Genomic DNA, 22,414 nt, shown 5'->3' with positions numbered 1-22,414 from the left:
GTCACTTGCCGGGCGGGAGTACTTCCCTGCTGCTGTACTGTCAGTGTCAGGCATGCGGTTGCGGCCACCGTCCTCGCGGGCTGCACCGCACGCCATCGCACTACAGGCTCGCTCAGCGCGAGCCGCCGCTCGCAATCAGACTCTCGCCCGTCAGCCAGCGCGAATCGTTGGAGGCGAGGAACACGACGACATCCGCGATATCGTCAGGTTGGCCGATGCGTCCCAGCGGCGTCGTGCCGAGCGCCCACGCTTCGAGATCCGAACCAATGATCCCCGCGCTATGCGTGCCTTCGGTCGCGACCATGCCCGGATTCACGGAATTCACGCGAATCTTGCGCGGGCCGAGTTCCTTCGCGAGCACGCCCGTGATGCCGTCCACCGCGCCTTTGGTCGCCGTATAGACCGCGCTGCCCGGCGGCGTGATGCGGCTCACCACCGAGCTGACGTTGACGATGCTGCCGCCTTCGCCGAGATGTTTGACCGCCGCCTGCGTGGTCAGCAGCAGACCGAGCACGTTCACATTGAAATGCTTATGGAAGTGTTCTTCGGTGATCTGCTCGATCGGCGAAAACTCGTACACGCCCGAGTTGTTGACGAGGATGTCGAGACGGCCATAGGTTTCGACCGCCGCATCGATGATGCCTTGCGCGTCGGCCGCTTTGGCGACGTCCCCGCCGACCGCGATGGCCTTGCCACCCGCCGCGGTGATCGCTTCGACCACGCTGTCGGCGCCTGCCTTGCTGGACGCATAGTTCACGACCACCGATGCGCCCTGCGCCGCCAATGCCTTCGCGATGGCCGCGCCGATGCCTTTCGATCCGCCTGTTACGACCGCGACTTTACCTGTGAGCTTGCTCATGATCATGTCCTTTAAATGGGATTTGCGCCGACGCGCTGTCGCGAAGATTCGCGGAATGCACGTCGATGAAGCTGGATTTGCAGTGGCGCTGTCACTGGACACAATGTAGGCATGTCAGCGTGCGGGATAAAGCGGCTGACGGCGAATAGATACGTCGGTTGAGCCGAACAATCGGCAATCTGCTGCATCAGCATGCGCGTGCATGCGTGCGTGCGTGCTCGCGAGACGATGGCGGTCCGCATTGTGCAGCTGGCTAGATGGGGGCGAGAAATGAACTCAGCGCTTACGTATCAGCGCAATCTGCGCGCCAACACTTGCCAGCACCGCCAGCGCACCGAGCGTATCCAGAATGACGTGCAACACGATATCTCTCCGTTGTCCGCTGCCATCGCATTCTTATTAAACGAATGCGCGCGCCATCAATTGAATGCCGAGTCCGAGCAGGCAGATGAAGAACCAGCGGCGAAAGCTCGCCGGGCTGATGAGTCCGCGCACGCGCTGGCCGATCCACATACCGATCAGTGCCGGTGCGACGGCGGCGAGCGATACACCTAGCTCGTCGGCGGCAAATGCATGCTCGCTCGCGAGTCCGATGGCCAGCGCGATGGTCGACACGGTGAACGACAGACCGAGCGCTTGCACCAGCTCCTCTTTCTTCAGCGCGAGCGACTGCAGATAAGGGACCGCCGGCACCACGAACACGCCGGTGCCGCCTGTGACCAGACCGGTAAGCGCGCCGATCGCCGGCGACAGCCAGCGCTCGTGCCGCGCCGGCACCGGGAAGCGCCACGCCAGCAAGCCGGCCACCGCATACAGCGTCAACGCGGCGCCGAGTCCGACGACCGCCCATGCACCGCCCGCCCCCGCAATGAACGACGCCGCCGCGAGCGTACCGCCGACGATGCCCGCCATCATCGGCCACAAGCGCTTGAGCAGCGCCCGCACGCTCGGCCCCGCGAACAGTTGCCACACGTTCGTGACGAACGACGGCAACAGCAGCAAGGCGGCCGCCTGAGCGGGCAGCATCAGCATGCCGAGCACGCCCATTGCGACGGTGGGCAGACCCATGCCGGTCACGCCTTTTACGAAACCGGCCACCACGAAGGTCGCGGCGATCACGCTGGCATGCAGCGCAATCGAACCCGGAAGCGGACCGGAAAACAGACTCGCAAACGAAGAGATCATCGGCAGATTTTTATTGAAGTGATGTGAGCGATTTTCAAGCACCGCCGCGCGGTCCACAATGCGTAAGATACGTATCGTGACTTAGGCTGAGACTAAGTCTCAATTCCCTCCAGCAGCGCTCACCCGAACCACACGCTCATGCGCTTCGACTTCATCGATCTCCGGCTCTTTCTCCATGTACTCGACACCGGCAGCATCACGCACGGGGCCGCGCGCGCGAACATGTCGCTGCCCTCGGCCAGCGCCCGGCTGCGCGGCATGGAAGACGCGCTGGGCATGCCGCTGCTCGAACGCGGCCGCCGCGGTGTCGAATCCACGCCGACCGGCGATACGCTCGCGCACCATGCGCGGCTCGTGCTCGGGCAGATAGAAAGGATGCAAGGCGAACTGGGCGAGCATCAGGAGGGACGCAAAGCCTGCATTCGCCTGTGGACCAATACCGCCGCGATCACCGAGTTCCTGCCGTCGGCGATCGGCCTGTTTCTACGCGATCACCCGAACGTGCAGATCGATCTGAAGGAGCGTCAAAGCAGCGAGACCGTCAAGGCCGTGCTGACCGGCGCCGCGGAGATCGGCATCATTTCCGATGCAGTCGAACATGGCGCACTGCAGACGTTTGCGTTTGCCGTCGACAAGCTGGTGCTGATCACGAGCCGCGACGACCCGCTCGCTACGCGCCGGCGCGCCACGCTCGCGGAAGTGGCCGCGCGCGAATTCATCGGTCTCAGCGCGGACAGCGCGTTGCACGCGTATCTCGGCGAGCGCGCTTTGCTGGCCGGGCAAACGCTCAGCTATCGCGCGCACATGCGTACCTTCGACGGCATCTGCTGCATGGTCGAACAGGGTGCCGGGGTCGGCATCGTGCCGGCCACGGCGGCGAGGCGCTATCGCGGCACGCCGGGCATTCGCACGATCGAGCTGGCCGAGAGCTGGGCCTCGCGCCGCTTGCTGGTCTGCATGCGCGAGCTGAACGCGATGTCGCGGCTGGAAAAGGCACTGGTGCGGCATCTGGCTGGCATCTAGCGGTTTCGGACGGGGTCCGGCTCACCTCATTGATATCAGTCGCATTTATTCATATAGCTATTTTTAATCGATTTGCCTGATTTATCCCGAGTTCTTATCCTTGACGCACGACCGCCTGCAACCCATGCGCGCGGCGCCCGCACTGCTCACCGCAGTGCGCCTTGCAGCGTTATTTCTTGTCGGCAGAATCATGGAAAGAACCACTTTCAACGTACGTGTCGAGAGCGTGCGTGACGAAGCGCACGGCGTGCGCTCGTTCAGCGTCTCGCGTCTGGATGGCCAGCCGTTCGACCACTACGAACCCGGCGCGCACATCGACGTCGTCGGCCCGTCCGGGCTCACGCGTCAATATTCGTTATGCGGCGACCCGGATCAGCGCGACGCGCATCTGTTTGCGGTGAAGCGCGAAGACGCTTCGCGCGGCGGCTCGCGTGCGCTGCACGACGAAGTCACGGTCGGCAGCGAACTGACGATCGGCGCGCCGCGCAATCTGTTCCAGCTTGCGCCCGGCGCCGACGAACACATTCTGGTCGCCGCGGGCATCGGCGTGACACCGTTATTGAGCATGGCCTACCGGTTGCTGAAGCAGCGACAGCGCTTCACGCTGCACTATTTCGCACGCAGCGCGGAGCATGCGGCGTTCTTGCCGTTGCTCTCGCGCGCGCCGTTCAGCGATCACGTGAAGTTTCACTTCGGCGTCACGCGCGAGCAGCTCGATGCGGTGCTCGGCGATTGTCTGCAAGGCTCGCGTGAAGGCACGCATATTTACACCTGCGGCCCCGCGCCTTTCATGGAACGCGTGGTCGCGATCGGCGAAACGTGCGTCGCGCCGGACGCCATTCACCTCGAACGTTTTGCGGCCGAGCCGGCTTCCGCTGCCATGAGCGGTGAAGCTGCGACGCTCGACGCGTTCGACGTGCGGATCGCCAGCAGCGGCGCAACCGTGCACGTCGACAAGGACACGACCATCGTGGCGGCGCTGGCGTCGATCGGCATCGAAGTGGATACGTCGTGTGGCGAGGGCGTCTGCGGCACCTGCATGATCGACGTGGTGAGCGGCACGCCCGAGCATCGCGACCATTGCCTGAGCAAAGCGGAACGCGCTAGCGGCAAGGTGATCTGCTGCTGTGTGTCGCGCGCGACGTCGCCGGTGCTGGTGCTGGATCTTTGATGTGGTGCGGTAGTGCGCGTGGCGCGTGAAAACCGCATAACCGTATTTCTGCATTGCGCCATTGCACGACAGCGGCTTCATGCAATAGCAGAAGGTGCTGCATTCGCAGCACCTTCCTGAGCCTGTTCTCTTCCTGCTTATCTTCCTCGACGCTTACCGGTCGTCGTCGCGAATCGACGATGCGTGCCGGCACAGCGCGCGCACTTCGACATCCATGTACGGAAACAGCGGCAACTGGCTCAGCACGTCATGCAGACGCGCCGGGCTTTCCACATCGAACACACTGATATTCGCGTAGCGCCCGGCAATGCGCCACAAGTGCCGCCATACGCCTTCCTGCTGAAGTCGTTGCGACATCGCTTTCTCGTCGGCCTTCAGACGTGCGGCGCGTTCCTCATCCATGTCCGGCGGCAGATTGACGGTCATCTCGACGTGAAACAACATGCTTGCTCTCCTGGGGTGATCGATCCCGTGCATGACGGATTATCGACACATGATCAATAGCGTGATCGGTCATGAAGGACCCTGGCTGACACGGCAAGCCACACGCCGTGCAAGCCTGGGTCGACGAATTCCTGCACTGCGTTCGAGCGTCTTCTCTCAACGCTGCGCAGCATCAGGCCTCGGCGCGTACCCGTTCCACTTCGGCGCCCGGCAGATTGTCGCGTTCGTTGAACAGCGTGAAGTCGAAATCGATCAGCGCGAAGTTGCCTTCCACGCCATACGGTTTGCCGTCTGCGCCTTCGGCCTGCTTGAGCGCGGGCACGAGGCCGTCGCGCGTCGCGAAAGCGAAGTCGTCCCACAGATACGGATCGCCGTCGATGTTGATCTGCGTCGTCAACTTACGGCAACCCGGCGCGGAAACGAAGAAGTGGATATGCGCCGGACGATGCCCGTGACGGCCGAGCTGATCGAGCAGCAATTGCGTCTGACCTTGCGGCGGCACGCTATAGCCGACCGGCACGACGCTGCGGAAGCTGTATTTGCCTTCGGCATCCGTACGGATCGAGCGGCGCAGGTTGAACGCCGGCTGCGATTTGTCGAAGTACGAGTAATTGCCGAGATGGTTCGCATGCCACACTTCGACCAGCGCATTCGCGAGCGGCTGGCCGTCCTCGCCGAGCACGCGGCCGCGCATCACGAGCGTCTGGCCCGGATCGGTGCCGTCGTCGAGCCGTGCATGGCCGACCGACTCCGGTGCGCCCGCCACATACAACGGGCCTTCGATCGTGCGCGGCGTGCCGCCTTCAATGCCGGCCTTCGCTTCCGCTTCGTCCAGACGCAGATCGAGAAAATGTTCGAACCCGAGACCCGCTGCGAGCAAGCCCAGCTCGCCGCTCTTGCCGGCGTCGCCGAGATAGTTCAGCGCGGTCCAGAACTCGTCGGGCTGCACGTCGAGATCTTCGATCGTATAGAACAGGTCCTGCACGATCCGGTTCACGATCTGCTTCGTGCGCGGATTACCTTCGCTGGTGGCGCTGTCGTTGATCTTTTGCAGCAACGTATCGATGGCTTGCTTGTTCATGGGGTATCTCCCTGGTTTGATATTCTGGATCGCTAAATTACTTCACGGTAACGCTCGCGCCCTGGCGCGTATCGCGCCGCAGACGGTCGATCTTGTCCCAGTCGAGCGAGATGCCGAGGCCTGGACCCTGCGGCAGATGCAGCGCAAAATTTTCGTAGCGCAGCGGTTCGGTGAGAATTTCTTCGGTCAACAGCAGCGGGCCGAACAGCTCGGTGCCCCACTTCAATTCGCCGAAGGTACTGAAGAGTTGCGCCGACGCGATCGTGCCCACCGCGCCTTCGAGCATCGTGCCGCCGTACAGGTCGATATTCGCGGCAGACGCAATCGCCGCCACCTGCGCGGCGCCGCTCAAGCCGCCCGATTGTGCGATCTTCACCGCGAAGACATCGGCGGCACGCGCGCTCGCAATCGCGAACGCATCCGCCGGGCCGTGCAGCGCTTCGTCGGCCATGATCGGCACCTGGGCGAGATCGGTCAGGCGCTTCAGGCCCGCGCGGTTCTCGGCGGCGATCGGCTGCTCGATCAGCGCGACGCCGGCGTCGGCGAAACGGCGGCCCGCCCAGATCGCTTCCGATTCGGTCCATGCCTGGTTCACGTCGACCCGCACTTCACCGTATCCTGCGAGCGCTTTCCCGATCGCGACCACATGCGCGACGTCGTCGGCCACTGCGCGCGAGCCGATCTTCAGCTTGAACACGCGATGGCGTTTTGTCTCGTAGACCTGCTCGGCTTCGTCGATATCGCGCTTCGTGTCGCCGCTCGCAAGCGTCCATGCGACATCCACCGACTCGCGCACGCGGCCGCCGAACAACTCCGACAACGGCACGCCGACGCGTTGCGCCTGCGCGTCGAACAACGCGGTTTCGAGCGCGGACTTCGCAAAGCGGTTGCCTTGAAACAGCTCGCGCAATTTCGCCATCGCGGCGCCGGGACGGGTTGCGTCCATTCCTTTGAGCAGCGGCGCGAAATACGTGTCGATGTTGACCTTGATGCTCTCCGGGCTCTCCTCGCCATACGCGAGGCCGCCGATCGTGGTGCCCTCGCCCACGCCGACCACGCCGTCCGCGCAACGGATGCGCACCAGCACCAGCGTCTGGCAGTTCATCGTTGCGACCGAGAGACGGTGCGGACGGATCGTCGGTACGTCGACGAGAATCGTCTCCACGCTCTCGATCTTCACGGGTGTTGCTGTCATTCGTTGCCCTCCTGAACGGCTTTAACCTGGAGCCCCATATTAGAAACAAACCCGTCAAGCAGTCCAACACTCATTCAGACTAGTTCCATACTCTGGCGGTATGGAACGCGGGAACGGGTTTGAGCAACGCGACACAGCTCACGGCAGGCCCAGCACACGAACCCTCTACTGCCTTCGGCGGCTGTGCACTATTCTTTCTGTCAGATAACGAAGGAACGAAGGCGACGTCCAACCCTCTCACGCGCAACCGCGCTTCGACGGTCAATAGCCGACTCATGCAATCCGACCAATCCACGCCCGCTGCCGGGCATCCCGCGAACCGCCCGCAAGGATGGCTGCGCAGGCTCCCCGGACTCGTGATGCTGAAGGGGTATCAGCTCAGTTGGCTGCCAAAGGACGTGGCGGCGGGTCTCGTCCTGACGACGATGCTGGTGCCCGTCGGCATCGCCTATGCCGAGGCGTCCGGCGTCCCTGGTGTCGTCGGCCTGTACGCGACGATCGTTCCGCTGCTCGCCTACGCGCTCTTCGGTCCGAGCCGGATTCTGGTCGTGGGTCCGGACTCCGCGCTCGCGGCGCCGATCCTCTCGGTCGTCGTGACGCTTGCCATGGGCGATCCATCGCGCGCCATCGCGGTGGCCAGCATGCTGGCGATCGTCTCCGGCGTGTTCTGCATCGTCATGGGACTGCTGCGCTTGGGCTTCATCACCGAGCTGCTGTCCAAGCCCATTCGATACGGCTACATGAACGGCATCGCGATCACCGTCCTGATCAGCCAGCTGCCGCGGCTCTTCGGCGTCTCCGGCAACGGCGATAGTTCTCTCGGCATCCTGTTGAACCTGACACAGGCCATCGCCGGCGGGAAAGTCAACGGGTACAGCCTGGCGGTCGGTGCGGGCAGTCTCGCCCTGATCCTGCTGCTCAAGCGCTTCGAAAAGCTGCCCGGCATTCTTATCGCCGTGGTGCTGGCGACGCTGTGCGTCTACCTGTTCGACCTCGACAGCGCCGGCGTCAAAGTGCTGGGCAAAATCCCGCAAGGCTTGCCCGCTTTCGTCCTGCCGTGGGCCAGCGGCGCCGACCTGGTCAAGATCCTGCTCGGCGGATGCGCGGTGGCGTTGATTTCGTTCGCCGACACGAGCGTGCTGTCGCGCACCTTCGCCGCACGGCTTCACAGCCGCGTCGACCCGAATCAGGAAATGGTGGGCCTAGGTGCGGCCAACCTCGCGGCAGGTTTTTTCCAGGGCTTTCCGATCAGCAGCAGCGCCTCGCGCACGCCAGTGGCCGAAGCGGCGGGCGCGCGCACGCAACTGACCGGCGTCGTCGGCGCGCTGGCCGTTGCGGCGCTGCTGCTGGCGGCGCCCAATCTGATGCGCTACCTGCCCAACAGCGCGCTCGCCGCAGTCGTGATTGCCGCAGCCCTTGGCCTGTTCGAAGTGACGGACCTCAAGCGCATCTACCGCATCCAGCAGTGGGAGTTCTGGCTCTCGCTCGCGTGCTTCGCCGGTGTCGCGGTATTCGGTGCGATTCCGGGCATCTGTCTCGCGGTGGTGATCGCGATCATCGAATTTCTCTGGGACGGCTGGCGGCCTCATTACGCGGTTCTCGGTCACGTGGAAGGTTTGCGCGGATACCATGACATCAAGCGCTATCCGCATGCCGCGCGGCCCGCGGGGCTTCTGCTGTTTCGCTGGGACGCGCCGCTCTTCTTCGCCAACGCGGAGCTGTTTCAGGATCGGCTTCTGGAAGCGGTCGACGACTATCCCTCGCAGGTTCGCCGGGTCGTCGTCGCGGCGGAGCCGGTGACCAGTGTCGACGTCACTTCCGCCGACATGCTGCGGGAACTGAGCCGGATTCTCGGCGAGCGCGGCATCACGCTGCATTTCGCCGAAATGAAGGATCCGGTGCGTGACAAGCTGATCCGCTTCGAACTGACTGATGTGATTGGCGAGCGGCGCTTCCATCCGACGGTGGGCAGTGCGGTCGACGACTACGAGAGGGAATCCGGCGCCGCCACGGATGAGCATGGCGGGGCGTCGCGGCGGCCATGAGCGGCGTATGTGGCGTACATGGCAGACGCGAACATTGACCATACCCGCCCGCCTGAACTAATCTGCGCCTTCGCCGCACGGCCTGCCACATGCTCAGCAACGTTCGAGATCGATAAGAAAACCTGTACCTTAGGGGACTGCATGGAACTTCGCCAACTCCGCTACTTCATCGCGGTCGCGGAAGAAATGAACATCACGCGGGCCGCCAATCGCCTGCACATGACGCAGCCGCCGCTAAGCCGGCAGATTCAGCAGATCGAGGAAAGCGTCGGCCTGCCGCTGTTCGAACGCGGCTCGCGTCCGCTGCGTTTGACCGAAGCCGGCCGCATTTTCTATACGCAGGCGAAGCGCCTCGTCGACGAAGCTGACGAACTCGCGCCGCTCACGCGCCGGCTCGCGCAGCTGGCCGAGCGCATCGTGATCGGCTTCGTGCCCTCCACGCTGTACGGTGCGCTACCCGCCGTGATCCGCGCGTTTCGCGAGGCCGCGCCGCATATCGAGTTGTCGCTGATCGAAATGTTCACGATCGAGCAGCTGGCCGCGCTCAAAGGCGGCCGTATCGACGTCGGCTTTGGCCGCCTGCGTTTCGACGACGCGCAACTGGCGCGCGAAGTGCTCGTCGAAGAACGGATGATTGCGGCGCTGCCGCAAGACCATCCGCTCGCGCGGCAAAAGAAGCCGCTGACCCTCGCCGCGCTCGCGCAGGAAACGCTGATCGTCTATCCGAGCACGCCGCGCCCGAGCTATGCCGACCAGCAGCTCTCGGCGCTGCACGATCACGCGCTGGAGCCGAAGGCGATTCATGAAGTGCGGGAATTGCAGACCGCCCTCGGTCTGGTCGCGGCGCGCGTGGGCGTGTGCCTCGTGCCGGAAAGCGTGGAAGGTTTGCGCGCGCATGGCGTCGTGTACCGGCCGATTCCGGCGGCCAGCATCGCCTCGCCGATCATCATGAGCCGCCGTTTGCAGGACGAGTCGCCCGCCACCACGCTGATGTGTTCGCTTGCACGCGGGCTCTTCAAACGGACGTGACGCCGCAACGGCGTCACTGCTCGTCGAAGCGCCGCACGATGTCCGCCATCAGCGTGCGCAGCCACACGTTGCCCTCGTCCTGGTCGAAATGCTCGTGCCAGTGCATCGTGACCGCCGCGACCGGCAGACTCACCGGCAACTCGTAAATCTGAAAGCCGCCGCTGCGGTTGAAAATCTGCGCAAGGCGGCGCGGCAGCGTCGCGAACAGATCGGTCACGGCGAGCACGCTCGGCAGCGCGACGAAATGCGGTAGTTCCAGCGCGATATGACGCCCGACGCCTTGCGCGCGGAACTCGTCGTCGAGCGCATGGTGGCTGTGCTCGACCGACGTGATCTGCACGTGCGACGCCTCCAGAAACGCCTTCAGACCCAGCTCTTTCGCGCGCGGCAAGCCGCGTCGCTTGCGCGTCATGCACACATAGGTTTCCTCAAACAATGCCTGATGACGCGTGCGCGCAGTGAGTGTCGGCAGGTTGCCGATGGCGAAATCGAGCCGGCTCGCGCGCAACGCGTCTTCGATTTCTTCGACCGGCAACGGCTCGATGCGCAATTTCACGCGTGGCGCCTGCTGGTGCAAGGCCTCGCAGATCGGCGGCAGATAAGCCAGTTCACCCGCGTCCGAAAGCGACAGCCGGAACGTGCGCGTGCTCACCGCCGGATCGAAATGTTCCGCGTAACGCAGCGCTTCGCGCACCGTGTCGAGCGCCCGCGACACGATCGCCGACAACTCCAGCGCGATCGGCGTGGGCTGCATGCCGACCCGCGTGCGAATGAACAGCGGATCGTCGAACAGCGTGCGCAAACGCCCCAGCGAATAACTGATGGCCGGCTGTGACAGCGCGAGCCGCTGACCGGCCCGCGTGAGGCTGCGCTCTTCGACGATCGCCTGAAAAACGCGCAGCAGGTTGAGGTCGACGTGGTCCAGCGAATTCATCGAGATATCCATGCGGTTGATCTTGGTTTTTATTTTAGATCAATTTGACGCATATCAGTCACTCGGCGAGACTTTGCTCCATCGACCACACCCCCACTACACCGTCATGAGCGAATCCTCATATCAGGCCGTCGATGCGAGCGCGCTGTACCAGCGCGCGCAGTCCGACCGCGTGGCCCCGTCGCTGTACTACGACCCGGCCGTCTTCGAAACCGAACTCGAGCGCATTTTCTACAAGACGTGGATCTGGGTCGCGCACGAAAGCGAACTGCCGAACCCCGGCGACTTCCGCACCACGACGATCGGCCGCCAGCCGGTGATCGTCGTGCGCGACAGGAGCGGCGCGGTCAACGTGCTGCAGAATCGCTGCCGCCATCGCGGTGCGACCGTGTGCGAACAGCACAAGGGCAACGCAAAAGGCTTCACGTGCCCGTATCACAGCTGGACCTACGGCCTCGACGGCGCCTTGCGCGCACTGCCGTACGGCGACGGCTATGAAGGCGTGATCGACAAGACGGAACTGCCGCTCGCGAGTCTGCGCGTCGGAATCTATCAAGGTTTGATATTTGCGAGCTTCAATCAGGAAATCGAGCCGCTCGAGGATTTTCTCGGCGGCGCGAAGCCCTGGATCGATCTGTTCATGAAGCAGGGCGCGGGCTATCCGATCAAGGCCAACGGCGAACACCGGTTCCGCTTCAACGGCAACTGGAAGATTCAGCTCGAAAACACGACGGATCTGTATCACTTCCCCGTGGTCCACAAATCGTGGATGAAATCGATCGACGACGAAACCGCCACCGCGATCACCAGTTTCATGACCAGCGACGACGCTTTCTGCCGCTCGCTCGGCAATGGCCATAGCCTCGCGGTGCTGGTGCCCGAACTCGTCGATCTGGACAAGGATGACGGCGCGCCCATTCCCGAACGCTTCGAGGCGCTCGCCGCGTCGCTCGCCAAAGATCATGCGCCGGACGAGGTGCGCCGCATCGTGCGCTCGCTGATGGGCGTCGGCTTCAACCTGAATCTGTTTCCGAATCTCGCGTTGTCGATGGCGTTTTTCCGCGTGCTGCGGCCCATTTCCGCGAATGAAACCGAAATTCGTCACGTCGCGCTCGCGATGGACGGCGGCCCCGACGAAGCGAACAGCGTGCGTCTGCGTATTCACGAACACTTCCAGGGCCCGTTCGGTTTCGGCAGCCCCGATGACGCCGAAGCCTGGGAGCGCGTGCAGCGCGGCTCGCACGCCGGGCCCGATCTGCCGATTCTCGTGAACCGCGGCCTGAATCGCGAGAACACCGCGCCGAACGGCGAAAAGACCGCGCACGCCACCGACGAAACCGGCATGCGCGAAGCGTACGCGCAATGGCGCACGATGATGGAGCAAGCATGATGGACGAGCGCAACACCCTGTTCTCGCAGAAGATCTTCGCCGACGCGATCGAACTCATCTGGCGCGAAGCCGAACTGCTGGATCGCAAGGACTATCGCGAGTGGCTGACGCTGTGGGACCCGGCGGGCTTCTACGTGGTGCCGATCGAACCCGACGCCACCGACTTCGCCGCCACGCTGAACTACGCGTACGACGATCAGGACATGCGCGAAAAACGCGTGCAACGGATGACGTCCGGCTATTCGGCGTCGGCGAGCGACGCCGCCCGCACCGTGCGCACGGTCTCGCGCTTCACGCTGACGAGCGACGCCAGCGATGAAGTCACGGTGAACTCGGCACAGGTGATCGTCGCGTACAAACGCGGCAAGGCGACGCTGTTCGCGGCGGACCTCACGCATCGCATCGGCTTTGCGAGCGGCGAGCCGCGCATCGTGCAGAAGGTGATTCGCCTGATCGATTCGACCGATGCGTTGAGCGCGATCGGCTTCCTGCTGTGATCGCCTGAACGACGATCGTCGACCCCACGAGCGAAGCGAAAACGACACGATGCCTACACTAGAAGTCTATCTGCCGGCCGGACACGCGCCGGCGCGCAAGGCGCAGCTGATCGCGGATCTCACGCGGGCCACGGTCGACGCGATCGGCGCGCCTGCCGAAGCGGTGCGGATTCTGCTGAGCGAATTGCCGCCGCACGACATCGGCGTGGGCGGCCTCAGCGCGAGCAACGCCCCTGGTGCACGCAGCGCGCTGTTGAGCATCGTCGCGATCCTGATCGCGGGCCGCACGCCCACGCAAAAAGCCGCGTTGATCGCCGCGCTCAGCGAGACCGCCGCGAACCTGCTCGATACGCCACTGGCGGCCGCCCGTGTGATGATCAAGGACATACCGAATACCGACTTCGGCATCGGCGGCCACACCGCGAGGTCACTCGGGCGCTAGCGCCCTTTCCCTCCCCCCACGATACCGCGACAACAGCGAGCACGACGATGCAAAACGATACGTTTTCCCCCACGGCCGGATCGCCTCCCGCGTCCGCGATGCCGGCCACTTCGCGGACCTTGCGGCGGATCATCATCGCCTCCGTGATCGGCAATGCGCTCGAATGGTACGACTTCTTTCTGTACGGCACGGCCGCCGCGCTGATCTTCGGGCCGCTGTTTTTCCCGCTGCACGGCGATCCGTTGCTCGGCACGCTCGCCGCGTTCGCGGGCTTCGCGATCGGCTTTCTCGCGCGGCCGCTGGGCGGCGTCGTGTTCGGCCACATTGGCGACCGGCATGGACGCAAAGGCGCGCTCGTCGTCACGCTGATGATGATGGGCGTGGCGACCTTCGGCATCGGCCTGTTGCCGACGTTCTCGCAGGTCGGCTTTCTCGCGCCCATCGCACTAGTGTGTCTGCGGATCGTGCAAGGCATCGCCTCCGGCGGCGAATGGGGCGGCGGCGTGCTCCTGATCAGCGAAAGCGCACCGGCCAACCGGCGCGGCTACTACGCGTCGTTCAGTCAATTGGGCGTGGCCGGCGGTTTCGTGTTGTCGGCAGCGGCGTTCTATCTGGTGCAGCGCCTGCCGCTCGAAAGCTTCATGTCGTGGGGTTGGCGCGTGCCGTTTCTCGCGAGCGTGCTGATCTTCGGTGTCGGTGTGTATATTCGCCGGCGCTTGCCCGAAAGCCGCGACTTCGCTGCAGCCAAACCGAGGCACATGCCGGTGCTGACCGTGCTGCGCAATCATCCGAAGCAGGTCTTGCAGGCGATGGGCCTGCGCGTGGCGGAAAACGGCGGCACGTATATTTTTCTGTCGTTCGTGCTGGTGTACGGCAAGACGGTCGGGGTGCCGGTTTCGGTGATGCTCGGCGGTGTGATGATCGCGATGCTGCTCGAACTCGTGACGATCGTGCTGTGGGGCCGCCTCTCCGATGTCATCGGGCGACGCCCCGTGTATATGATCGGCGCGCTCGGTCTCGTGGTGATCGCGTTTCCGGCCTTCTGGCTGATCGACACGCATCAGCCGCTCTACGTGTTCCTGTCGCTCGCGTTGGGCCTGCCGTTCTGCCACGCCGCGATGATCGGCACGCAACCCGCGCTGATGGGCGAACTGTTCCCCACCGAAGTGCGCTACTCGGGCATGGCGCTCGGCCACGAAATCGCATCGGTCTTTTCCGGCGGACTCGCGCCACTGGTCGCGACCGCACTGTATGCGCAAGTCCGGGCGCCGTGGCCGGTTGCGTTGATGCTGATCGGCTTCGGTCTGATTACCGCGCTGACGCTCATGACCATTCCGAAGAACACGCACACCGCGCATGATTAACGCGCGCTCAGGCGGCCGGCGCAACCGCGAGCGGCAGCGTGAAGCTGCATTCGAGTCCGCCGTGCGGCGCCGGCTTCGCCCAGATCTCGCCGCCGTGCCGCGTGACGATGTTCTTGCACAGCGACAGGCCAATGCCGTTGCCGCCCGCCTTCGACGACGAGAAGCCGTCGAAGAGACGCCCATACGCATCGGCGGGCACGCCGGGCCCGTTGTCGATCACCTGGACCTGCGCGTGTTTGCCGCGCAGTTGAGTGACGAGGCGCAACTCGTTATTTCGTGGCAGTGTCGGGTCCGCCTGCGTGCCCTGACCCAACGCGTCGATCGCATTGAACGCGAGATTGAGCAACACCTGGCCGATCAGCACGCGCTCGACATACACCGGCAACGGCTCGCTCGCCTGATCGATCGTAACCGTCACGCCCGCCTCGCGCGCGCGCAATTCGATGAAGTAGGCGGAATCCGCGAGCACCTCGCGCAAGTCGGCATACGTCTCGCTCGGCTCGCGCCTCGCAATGTAATCGCGCACGCTCCGGATGATCAACGCCGCGTGCTCCGCCTGACGATCGGCGCTGCGCAGCCCCCACACGGCATCGTCGAGCGAACCGGGTTGCGCGAGCCGCCGGATCGCCCCTTCGATGAAGTTGCGCACCGCCGCGAGCGGCTGGCTCAACTCATGAGCGATTGCGGTCGCCATTTCGCCCATCGCGTTGTAACGCCCCGCATATTCGAGCAGACGCGCTTCGTTGCGGCGCGCCTCTTCCACGGCCACCTCGTCGGTCACGTCGCGAAAGTGCAGCAGGCGGCCATTGAGGTCGTCTTCGATCTCGATGCGCCGGCACGTAATGCGCAGCCAGCCCGGCGTGCCGTCACGGCGCGTGATCCGGTAACGCTGCGGCGCCGACGGCTGGATGCGCGGCGCCGCAGCGAGCTGCGCGAGCAGACGGTCGCGATCCGGCGCGCTGCAATAGTCGAGCAGGTCGCCCATCGGCGCACCTTCTTCGAGACCGAGCACGCGCCGTCCGGACTCGCTGACGAATTCCACGACGCCTGCGGGCGTCAGGACCGCGACGCCTTCGCCGAGATCCTGCATGAATTCGCGCAGCCGCGATTCGTAGCGCCGCAACGTCTGCTTGAGCGTGTCCTCCGCGCTGATGTCGCGGAACTGCACCATCACGACCGGACGCCCGGCGAGCGGCACATAGGTGGCAATTGCTTCGGACAGCATATCGGCGCCGCTGCGCGAACGGTAGCACCACTCGTAGACCTGCGGGCCCTCGGTGATCGAGCGGTCCATCGCGCCCACGCCGATCTCGCGGCGGTATTTCGGCACCGGGCGCGTCATGTCCTTCGCTTTAAGCGGCAACAGTTCGTCGAGCGTGAAGCCAAGCGCCTCACACGCCGCGCGGTTGGCCCACACGATCGCCTTGGTCTCGGCGTCGTGCAGCAGCACGCACAGCGTCAGCGCGTCGAGCAGGCGGTGAAAATCGGCTTCGGCGGGGAAATTCATCGGGCGTGGCGGCATACGGGTTCGATCTGGTCTGTGCAGAAACATAACACCAGTACCCGCGATCCGTATCTGAAGATTTCTTTAGACGCCCCCGGCGCGTTACCTAAAAGAGCGCCCCGCATCCCAATTGAAGCGTTCTTTTTGCGTTCCTAGACTGGCCTCACCGTGCACGGCGCGTCGTCTTCGACCACACCGTGCGCCCTATTCCCGTCGATATCGAATCAAGGAGAAGCCCACATGTCCGCCACCGCCATCGCCGTCGCCTCCGACTCCTGCCCCGCGTCGATGAGCGCGCGCCTGCCGCTCGCCGACGTGATCGCCGAGATCGCCGCGCGCCGCGACGAATTCGACCGGCTTGCGCATGTGCCGCGCGACATGATCGCCAGGCTCAAGCGCGCGGGCATCTATCGCGCGGCCACGCCGCGGCGCTTCGGCGGCGATGCGCTCGCGCCCACCGCTTTTCTCGACATGATCGAGCGGATTGCGGCGGCCGATGGTTCGGCCGCGTGGGTCGCCAGTTTCGGTTCGGCCAATGTCTATCTCGCGGCACTCCCGCTCCAGACCCAGGCGGAGATCTATGCCGACGGACCCGACCAGGTGTTCGCGGGCGGCCTCTTTCCGGTGCAATCCGCGCAGCCCGCGGACGGCGGCTGGCGCGTGAACGGCACGTGGAAATTCGCGAGCGGCTGCAAGGGCGCGGACTGGCTGGGCGTGGGCATCGGCACGGGCGGCGCGGGCGCGCCCGGCAAGCCACGCACTGCCGTGTTCCGTGCGCATCAGGTGGAAATCGTCGAGAACTGGGATGTGGTCGGCATGCAAGGCACCGGCAGCCACGATCTGCGCGTGCACGACCAGTTCGTCGCCGATGCGTGGACCTTCGTGCGCGGCGGCGAACCATGCGTCGACGAACCGCTGTATCGCTACCCAACCATCGCCTATGCGGCGCAGGTGCTCGCCGTCGTCAACCTCGGGCTGGCCCGCGCCGCGCTCGATGTCGCCAATCAGATGGCCGGCGGGCGCAAGACCACGACCGGCGCGCCGCAACTCGCTGACCGCGCGTACTACCGCATCGAACTCGCCAAAGCCGAGGCGCAATTGCGTTCGGCCCGCGCGTTCTTCTACGACACCACCGATGAGGTCTGGCAATCGATCCTCGCCGGCACACCCGTCACCGCCGATCAGGTCAGCCTGCTGCGTCTCGCGGCCACGCAGATCGCGCGCGAAGGCGCCGAGGTCGTGCAGCGCGCGTACCGGCTTGGCGGCACGATGGCGATCTATCGCACCCATCCGTTGCAGCGGCTGTTGCGCGACTCGATGGTCGTCACGCAGCACGCGTTTCTCGGCGAGGGCAACTATGACGGCGCCGGTGCGGTATTCGTCGGCGTGCCGCCGATTCCCGGTTATTTGTGATCGGCGCTTTTGCGCGATCCGCAGGTTAGGTGAAGCGACCCGATCATTTTCGCTTTGCTCTGTTCAAACGATTTCAAGGAGAACCTACTCATGTCCACCTCGACCGGCAATCCGGCGCTGCCGCTACGCGTTCTGTTCTGCTGTGGCGTCACGCAGAATTTCTTCGATTTGCCCCGCGAGCAGATCGGCACGGTGTGGCAGGCCTACGGCAAGATGCTGGCCGCGATCGAAGCAATGGACGGCGTCGAGGTGCTCGGCATCATGGACGATGACCGCCTCACCGTCGGCCACGCGGACAACTCGCCGTGGACCTTCTACATCATGGCCGACGTGCGCGACTTCGACACGACGGTCGCCGTGTGCAATCTGTATCGCACGACGCCGGTCGGCGAATACAACCTGTGGCGCTATGGCAAGATCGAGGCGCGCGTTGGGCGCGCGTTGCAAGTGCCGCCGCAGCACGCGAACGCGGCGTGAACATGACGGAGCGCGATGCAATGGAGACGAATCCGGATACGCTGCGCGTGCTGAGCGAACGGCTCGCCGCGCTCGAAGCCGAGACTGCGGTACGCCGCACGATGGCGCGTTATATGGCGCTGTGCGATGTACCGTGCGGCGCGCTCGAAGGCGAGACGCTCGCCGCGCTGTTTGCCCACGATGCCGTCTGGGAAGGCATCGGCCCGCAATACGCCAACAAGTTCGGATGCCTGAAGGGTCATGCGGCAATCATCGCGATGCTGTCCCGCTACCTGCCGCCGTCGCCGCATTTCTCGGTGAACGTGCACTTCCTCACGTCGGAAACGATCGACGTGCGCGGCGCCGCCGCGAAGGGCCGCTGGATCATGCTGCAGGCGTCGGGCTATGTGGATGCGCCGGCGGAGCTGATCTCGGCGCGCCTCGAAGTGGATTTCGCGCCAGCGGACAATGGCCGCGACTGGCTCATCACTCACTTTCGCACCGAGCGCCTGTTCGATGCGCCGTGGCAAGTCACTGCAAGGACACCTAACCCATGAACGAGTTTATCCAGACGTTGTCGTTGGGCGGCACAGGAGCGTCGATCGCGATCAAGGACACGATCGATATCGCCGGCTACGCGAGCACGGCCGCAAGCCGTGCGCTGGCCGACACGGCGCCCGCGGCAGAGCATGCGGAGGTCGTCGCGCGTTTGCTCGCGGCCGGCTGGCGCGTCGTCGGCAAAGCGAACATGCATGAACTCGCGTTCGGCATGACCGGCATCAACGACTACACCGGCACACCGCAAAATCCGCAGGACGCTACGCGTATTCCGGGCGGATCGTCGAGCGGTTCGGCTGCGGCGGTTGGCCTGAAGCTCGCCGATGCCGCGCTCGGCACCGACACCGGCGGCTCGATTCGCGGGCCCGCCGCGTGCTGCGGCGTGCTCGGCCTGAAGCCGACGTTCGGCCGCGTGTCGCGGCACGGCGTGGCGCCGCGTGAATCCTCGCTAGATTGCGTCGGGCCGTTTGCGCGCGACATGTCGATGCTGGTGGCCGTGATGCAGGCGATCACCGCCGACTTCGACGCGCAGGCCGCACGCGTGTGGCAAGGCGCGTGCAAGGTCGGCGTCGTGCAGGCCGAAGCGATCCCCGAGATCGGCGCAGCGCTCGCGCGAGCGGCCGATGTGGCCGGTTGCACTGCGCACGCGGTACGGCTCGACGGGCTGGCGGCTGCGTTCGATGCGGGCCTCGCGGTCATCAATGTGGAGACATCGCGCGCATTCGGTCATCTGCTCGAAACCGGCAAGCTCGGCGTCGATCTCGATACACGGCTGCGCGCCGCGGCGAAAACCACCGCCGCGCAACTCGACGCTGCGCAACAGATCCGCCGGCAATTCACCGCGGCCGTCGATCATGCGCTCGATAACGTCGACGTGCTGATTCTGCCAACGCTGCCCGCTCTGCCCATCACACTCGACGAGGCGCGCGGCGGCGCGTCGGTGATCGCGATGTCGTCGCTGATCCGGCCGTTCAATCTGAGCGGCCATCCCGCGTTGAGCTTGCCGCTGCCGATCGCGGGCTCGCCGCTGAAGGCGGGTTTGCAGATCGTCGGACGTAAAGGACAGGACGAACAGGTGTGCGCGATTGCGGCGCGTTTCGAAGCTGCTCTTGCCGCCTGAACGCGATCGGGATCGGGCGGGCCCGAGCAACATCAGGTGACGCATGCTGCCGCGTGTCATGGCGGCGCGTCGTGCCCGCTCTCGCCTGCCGTCGCTTACTAACGGAGTCGAAGTCATGAAAAAAAGAGTCGTCCTCGTCACAGGTGCCGCACGCGGCCTGGGCGCCGCGATTGCCGTGCGTTTTCACGCGGCCGGTTATGCGGTCGCGATCGGCGACATCGCGTTCGCTGCCGCGCAGGCGCTCGCGCGCGATCTGAGCGCCGACGGGTCCAGCGCGTTCGCGCTGAATCTCGACGTCACCGCGAAGGCCGCGTTCGAAGCCGCGCGCGATGCGATCCTCCAGCGCTGGGGACGCGTGGACGCGTTGGTCAACAACGCCGGCGCGTCCAAGGTCGTCCCCGTGATGGAGATCACCGCCGAGCAGTTCGATCAGGTCATCGACGTCAATCTGCGCAGCGTGCTGTTCGGCTGTCAGGTGTTCGGCCAGCATTTCGCCGACGTCGGCCAGGGGCGCATCGTCAACATCGCGTCGCTGGCCGGGCAGAACGGCGGCTCGGCGACCGGCGCGCACTATGCGGCGGCCAAGGGCGGCGTGATTACGCTCACCAAGGTGTTTGCGCGCGACCTCGGCGCGGCCGGTGTGACCGTCAACGCCATTTCGCCGGGTCCGATGGATTTGCCGATCGTGCACGAAAGCGTCGCGCCGGAGAAGCTCAAGGCGGTGATCGCCAATATTCCCGCAGGGCGTTTGGGCTCGGCGGATTATGTCGCCGATGTGGCGGTGATGCTCGCCGCAGAGAATGCCTACTTTGCCAACGGCGCGTGCTGGGATGTGAATGGCGGATTGTTCATGCGGTGAAGGGCGAGAAGGTTCGACGCACGCGGTGCGCTTTGGTACGGTTTTGTACGCGCTGGTGTGCCTGCATGGTGTGCTTTTTGGCGCGCCATCCGGGTGTACCTCCACGCGCCGCGTGTGCTTGCCCTTGCGTTCGTGTTAGCCGTCGCTGTGTCTGTTGACTGTGCGTTCGCAGCACGCAGCGGGAGCGACGTTCGGATGCATCGCCATCGCCCTCACGCCGTCAGCCAGACGCCCCGTCCCCCTCCCACACCGCCATTACTTCGCGCACCAGCATCGCGATCGAAGCCGCGCCGAGTTTGTCCTTGATGCTCGCGCGATGCACGTCGACCGTTTTCACGCTGATCGACAGATCGCTCGCGATGCGTTTGCTGCCCTTGCCGTCGATCACCCCGCGCAGCACTTCCGTTTCGCGCGCGGTCAGCGACTCGATCCGCCTGCGCAGTTCGCGCTGCTTCTGTCCGGCGACGTGCCGCTGCGCGGCGAGCTTCAACGCATGCTGCACGCGATCGAGCATCTGCTGCGAGTTATACGGCTTTTCGACGAAATCGATCGCGCCGTTCTGCAATGCGCGCACGGACATCGGAATGTCGCCGTGGCCGCTGACGAAAATGATCGGCAAGTTGGCGCCCCGCCGGTTCAACTCCGCTTGCACATCGAAGCCGCTTTGCTCCGGCATGCGCACGTCGAGCACCAGACAAGCGGGAATCGCCGGATCGAACGCGGCAAGAAACTCGCTCGCATTGGCAAAGCCCGCCGACTTCACGCCGACCGATTCGAGCAGCCATGCGAGCGACGTGCGCATGCCGCTGTCGTCGTCGACGATATAGACGATCGGTGCGGGAGCGGGAACGGATGGCGGCGAGTGAGGCATGGAAGGCGCGGGAGCAGTTCGTGACGGGGTGGTTCGGGACGTGTAGCGCGAACCATCATAGCCAGCGAAAAAAACCGTGCAAAGTGCTAATTACCCTGAAAGTTACGCTGAATCGGCGCTGACAACCCAGTCACGCGCCTGTCGTTCGAATCAAATGTGCACCAGGGCACAGAGGACGCGTGGGGCATTGGGGAAAACTTTAGAAACGTTGGGAAAGACGCCCAGCTGCGCGCCGCGCGTGCGGATTTTTTTCCGGATCCGGATTGATTACGCTTCAATCCAGATCAGCACCCACGATGCCGCGCCCTCAAGGAACCGAGATCATGACCACGACCCCGCCCCCGCTCGCGACCGCCGACAGCGACGCCCACCTGAACGAGAAGCAGCAATTCCGCCAGGCGATGGCGCATCTGTGCGCGGCCGTCAACGTCATCACGACCGCCGGTCCGCATGGACGCTGCGGCGTCACCGCAAGCGCGGTGTGCTCCGTTACCGATACGCCGCCCACGCTGCTCGTTTGCCTGAACCGATCGAGCGCGATGCACGCGACCTTCGAAGGCAACCGGCATGTCTGTGTCAACGTACTGCCCGGCGAGCACGAGCTGCTCGCGCGCCACTTCGCAGGGATGACCCAGGTGCCGATGGAAGAACGCTTCGGCTGGCCGATCTGGGACGACGGCGCACACGGCGTACCGGTGCTGCGCGATGCGCTCGCGAGCCTGCAAGGCGAGATCGTCGATCTGAAGGAAGTCGGCTCGCACTCGGTGATGTTCGTGAAGACGACGCGCATCAGCGTGCGCGCCGATGGTGACGGACTGATCTATTTCGATCGCAATTTCCATCGCATCAAGCGGGTTGCGTCGTGTTGAACGGGGTTGACCAGCGGCAGGCTGTGGTGGTCCGCTACGCTGTGACCTGAGTGCGAACGCATCGGCGCCTTCGGCGCGGCACCATGCCGCCGAACAACAAAACCA

Annotated in this window: 22 protein-coding genes; 14 read left to right on the top strand and 8 right to left on the bottom strand. The window is 64.5% G+C overall.

From position 1 onward, the window contains the following. Positions 1-112: 112 nt before the first annotated feature. Together ACZ9H4_RS08155 and ACZ9H4_RS08150 are read right to left on the bottom strand one after the other, a co-directional pair. Positions 113-859, bottom strand: a complete 747-nt coding sequence (locus ACZ9H4_RS08155) for a glucose 1-dehydrogenase (RefSeq protein ID WP_408142188.1) — start codon at positions 857-859, stop codon at positions 113-115. Positions 860-1,258: 399 nt separating this feature from the next. After that, positions 1,259-2,044 carry a sulfite exporter TauE/SafE family protein gene (locus tag ACZ9H4_RS08150; protein ID WP_408152651.1) on the bottom strand — a complete coding sequence of 262 codons (786 nt, stop codon included), beginning with the start codon at positions 2,042-2,044 and terminating at the stop codon, positions 1,259-1,261. Between the two features lie 138 nt (positions 2,045-2,182). Here ACZ9H4_RS08150 and ACZ9H4_RS08145 point away from each other — a divergent pair, with 138 nt between their 5' ends. Further along, complete coding sequence (locus ACZ9H4_RS08145; RefSeq protein ID WP_408142184.1) at positions 2,183-3,067, top strand: LysR family transcriptional regulator; 885 nt, start codon at positions 2,183-2,185, stop codon at positions 3,065-3,067. Positions 3,068-3,257: 190 nt separating this feature from the next. Then, positions 3,258-4,238: a PDR/VanB family oxidoreductase gene (locus tag ACZ9H4_RS08140; RefSeq protein WP_476118702.1), complete on the top strand. Its 981-nt coding sequence runs from the start codon at positions 3,258-3,260 to the stop codon at positions 4,236-4,238. A gap of 153 nt (positions 4,239-4,391) precedes the next feature. Here ACZ9H4_RS08140 and catC read toward each other — a convergent pair whose 3' ends face one another. The 3 genes from catC to ACZ9H4_RS08125 all read right to left on the bottom strand — a co-directional run bounded on the left by catC (position 4,392) and on the right by ACZ9H4_RS08125 (position 6,958). Further along, positions 4,392-4,682 (bottom strand): muconolactone Delta-isomerase, encoded by a 291-nt coding sequence (gene catC / locus ACZ9H4_RS08135; protein ID WP_476118701.1) that lies wholly within the window; start codon positions 4,680-4,682, stop codon positions 4,392-4,394. 172 nt (positions 4,683-4,854) lie between these two features. Further along, positions 4,855-5,763: a catechol 1,2-dioxygenase gene (gene catA / locus ACZ9H4_RS08130; RefSeq protein WP_408142178.1), complete on the bottom strand. Its 909-nt coding sequence runs from the start codon at positions 5,761-5,763 to the stop codon at positions 4,855-4,857. 37 nt (positions 5,764-5,800) lie between these two features. Continuing rightward, positions 5,801-6,958, bottom strand: coding sequence for a muconate/chloromuconate family cycloisomerase (locus ACZ9H4_RS08125; protein WP_408142176.1), 1,158 nt, complete (start codon positions 6,956-6,958; stop codon positions 5,801-5,803). Positions 6,959-7,233: 275 nt separating this feature from the next. Between ACZ9H4_RS08125 and ACZ9H4_RS08120 the strand changes: the two genes are divergently transcribed. Together ACZ9H4_RS08120 and ACZ9H4_RS08115 are read left to right on the top strand one after the other, a co-directional pair. Then, positions 7,234-9,003, top strand: coding sequence for a SulP family inorganic anion transporter (locus ACZ9H4_RS08120; RefSeq protein WP_476118698.1), 1,770 nt, complete (start codon positions 7,234-7,236; stop codon positions 9,001-9,003). A 141-nt stretch (positions 9,004-9,144) separates the two neighbouring features. Continuing rightward, positions 9,145-10,032, top strand: coding sequence for a LysR family transcriptional regulator (locus ACZ9H4_RS08115; RefSeq protein WP_408142173.1), 888 nt, complete (start codon positions 9,145-9,147; stop codon positions 10,030-10,032). A gap of 13 nt (positions 10,033-10,045) precedes the next feature. Here the strand turns inward: ACZ9H4_RS08115 and ACZ9H4_RS08110 are convergent, their stop codons facing one another. Next, positions 10,046-10,966 (bottom strand): LysR family transcriptional regulator, encoded by a 921-nt coding sequence (locus ACZ9H4_RS08110; RefSeq protein WP_408142171.1) that lies wholly within the window; start codon positions 10,964-10,966, stop codon positions 10,046-10,048. Positions 10,967-11,072: 106 nt separating this feature from the next. Here ACZ9H4_RS08110 and ACZ9H4_RS08105 point away from each other — a divergent pair, with 106 nt between their 5' ends. From ACZ9H4_RS08105 to ACZ9H4_RS08090, 4 genes are read left to right on the top strand one after another with little or no spacing between them, the layout of a single operon-like run. Next, positions 11,073-12,356 carry an aromatic ring-hydroxylating oxygenase subunit alpha gene (locus ACZ9H4_RS08105; protein WP_476118695.1) on the top strand — a complete coding sequence of 428 codons (1,284 nt, stop codon included), beginning with the start codon at positions 11,073-11,075 and terminating at the stop codon, positions 12,354-12,356. Then, on the top strand, positions 12,353-12,853 hold the full coding sequence (locus ACZ9H4_RS08100) for an aromatic-ring-hydroxylating dioxygenase subunit beta (protein WP_408152655.1): 501 nt from the start codon (positions 12,353-12,355) through the stop codon (positions 12,851-12,853). Before ACZ9H4_RS08105 ends, ACZ9H4_RS08100 begins: the two co-directional genes overlap by 4 nt. A gap of 49 nt (positions 12,854-12,902) precedes the next feature. Then, on the top strand, positions 12,903-13,295 hold the full coding sequence (locus ACZ9H4_RS08095) for a tautomerase family protein (protein WP_408152656.1): 393 nt from the start codon (positions 12,903-12,905) through the stop codon (positions 13,293-13,295). Positions 13,296-13,342: 47 nt separating this feature from the next. Beyond that, entirely contained in the window at positions 13,343-14,659 is a 1,317-nt protein-coding gene (locus ACZ9H4_RS08090; protein WP_476118692.1) for an MFS transporter, read from the top strand. A gap of 7 nt (positions 14,660-14,666) precedes the next feature. On the opposite strand, the gene ACZ9H4_RS08085 is transcribed toward ACZ9H4_RS08090, so the two are convergent. Next, positions 14,667-16,166, bottom strand: coding sequence for a PAS domain-containing sensor histidine kinase (locus ACZ9H4_RS08085; protein ID WP_408324466.1), 1,500 nt, complete (start codon positions 16,164-16,166; stop codon positions 14,667-14,669). A gap of 237 nt (positions 16,167-16,403) precedes the next feature. Here ACZ9H4_RS08085 and ACZ9H4_RS08080 point away from each other — a divergent pair, with 237 nt between their 5' ends. The 5 genes from ACZ9H4_RS08080 (at position 16,404) to ACZ9H4_RS08060 (ending at position 20,569) form a co-directional block, all read left to right on the top strand. Next, positions 16,404-17,576: an acyl-CoA dehydrogenase family protein gene (locus ACZ9H4_RS08080; RefSeq protein ID WP_408142161.1), complete on the top strand. Its 1,173-nt coding sequence runs from the start codon at positions 16,404-16,406 to the stop codon at positions 17,574-17,576. 90 nt (positions 17,577-17,666) lie between these two features. Beyond that, positions 17,667-18,053, top strand: coding sequence for a hypothetical protein (locus tag ACZ9H4_RS08075; protein WP_408142159.1), 387 nt, complete (start codon positions 17,667-17,669; stop codon positions 18,051-18,053). 20 nt (positions 18,054-18,073) lie between these two features. After that, entirely contained in the window at positions 18,074-18,589 is a 516-nt protein-coding gene (locus tag ACZ9H4_RS08070) for a nuclear transport factor 2 family protein (RefSeq protein WP_408152658.1), read from the top strand. Next, on the top strand, positions 18,586-19,710 hold the full coding sequence (locus tag ACZ9H4_RS08065) for an amidase (protein ID WP_408142155.1): 1,125 nt from the start codon (positions 18,586-18,588) through the stop codon (positions 19,708-19,710). The genes ACZ9H4_RS08070 and ACZ9H4_RS08065 overlap by 4 nt, the downstream gene beginning before the upstream one ends. 115 nt (positions 19,711-19,825) lie before the next feature. Then, complete coding sequence (locus tag ACZ9H4_RS08060) at positions 19,826-20,569, top strand: SDR family NAD(P)-dependent oxidoreductase (protein ID WP_408152660.1); 744 nt, start codon at positions 19,826-19,828, stop codon at positions 20,567-20,569. Between the two features lie 220 nt (positions 20,570-20,789). Here the strand turns inward: ACZ9H4_RS08060 and ACZ9H4_RS08055 are convergent, their stop codons facing one another. After that, the gene (locus ACZ9H4_RS08055) at positions 20,790-21,440 is read right to left on the bottom strand and encodes a response regulator transcription factor (RefSeq protein ID WP_408142151.1); all 651 of its coding nucleotides are present in this window, start codon (positions 21,438-21,440) and stop codon (positions 20,790-20,792) included. A 323-nt stretch (positions 21,441-21,763) separates the two neighbouring features. Here ACZ9H4_RS08055 and hpaC point away from each other — a divergent pair, with 323 nt between their 5' ends. Beyond that, positions 21,764-22,309, top strand: a complete 546-nt coding sequence (gene hpaC / locus ACZ9H4_RS08050) for a 4-hydroxyphenylacetate 3-monooxygenase, reductase component (RefSeq protein ID WP_408142149.1) — start codon at positions 21,764-21,766, stop codon at positions 22,307-22,309. Positions 22,310-22,414 lie beyond the last annotated feature (105 nt).

The sequence above is a fragment of the Paraburkholderia sp. TE9906 genome (assembly GCF_056279605.1).
The sequence above is the reverse complement of the archived record's forward strand: the minus strand, read 5'-3'. Positions and strand labels throughout refer to the sequence as shown.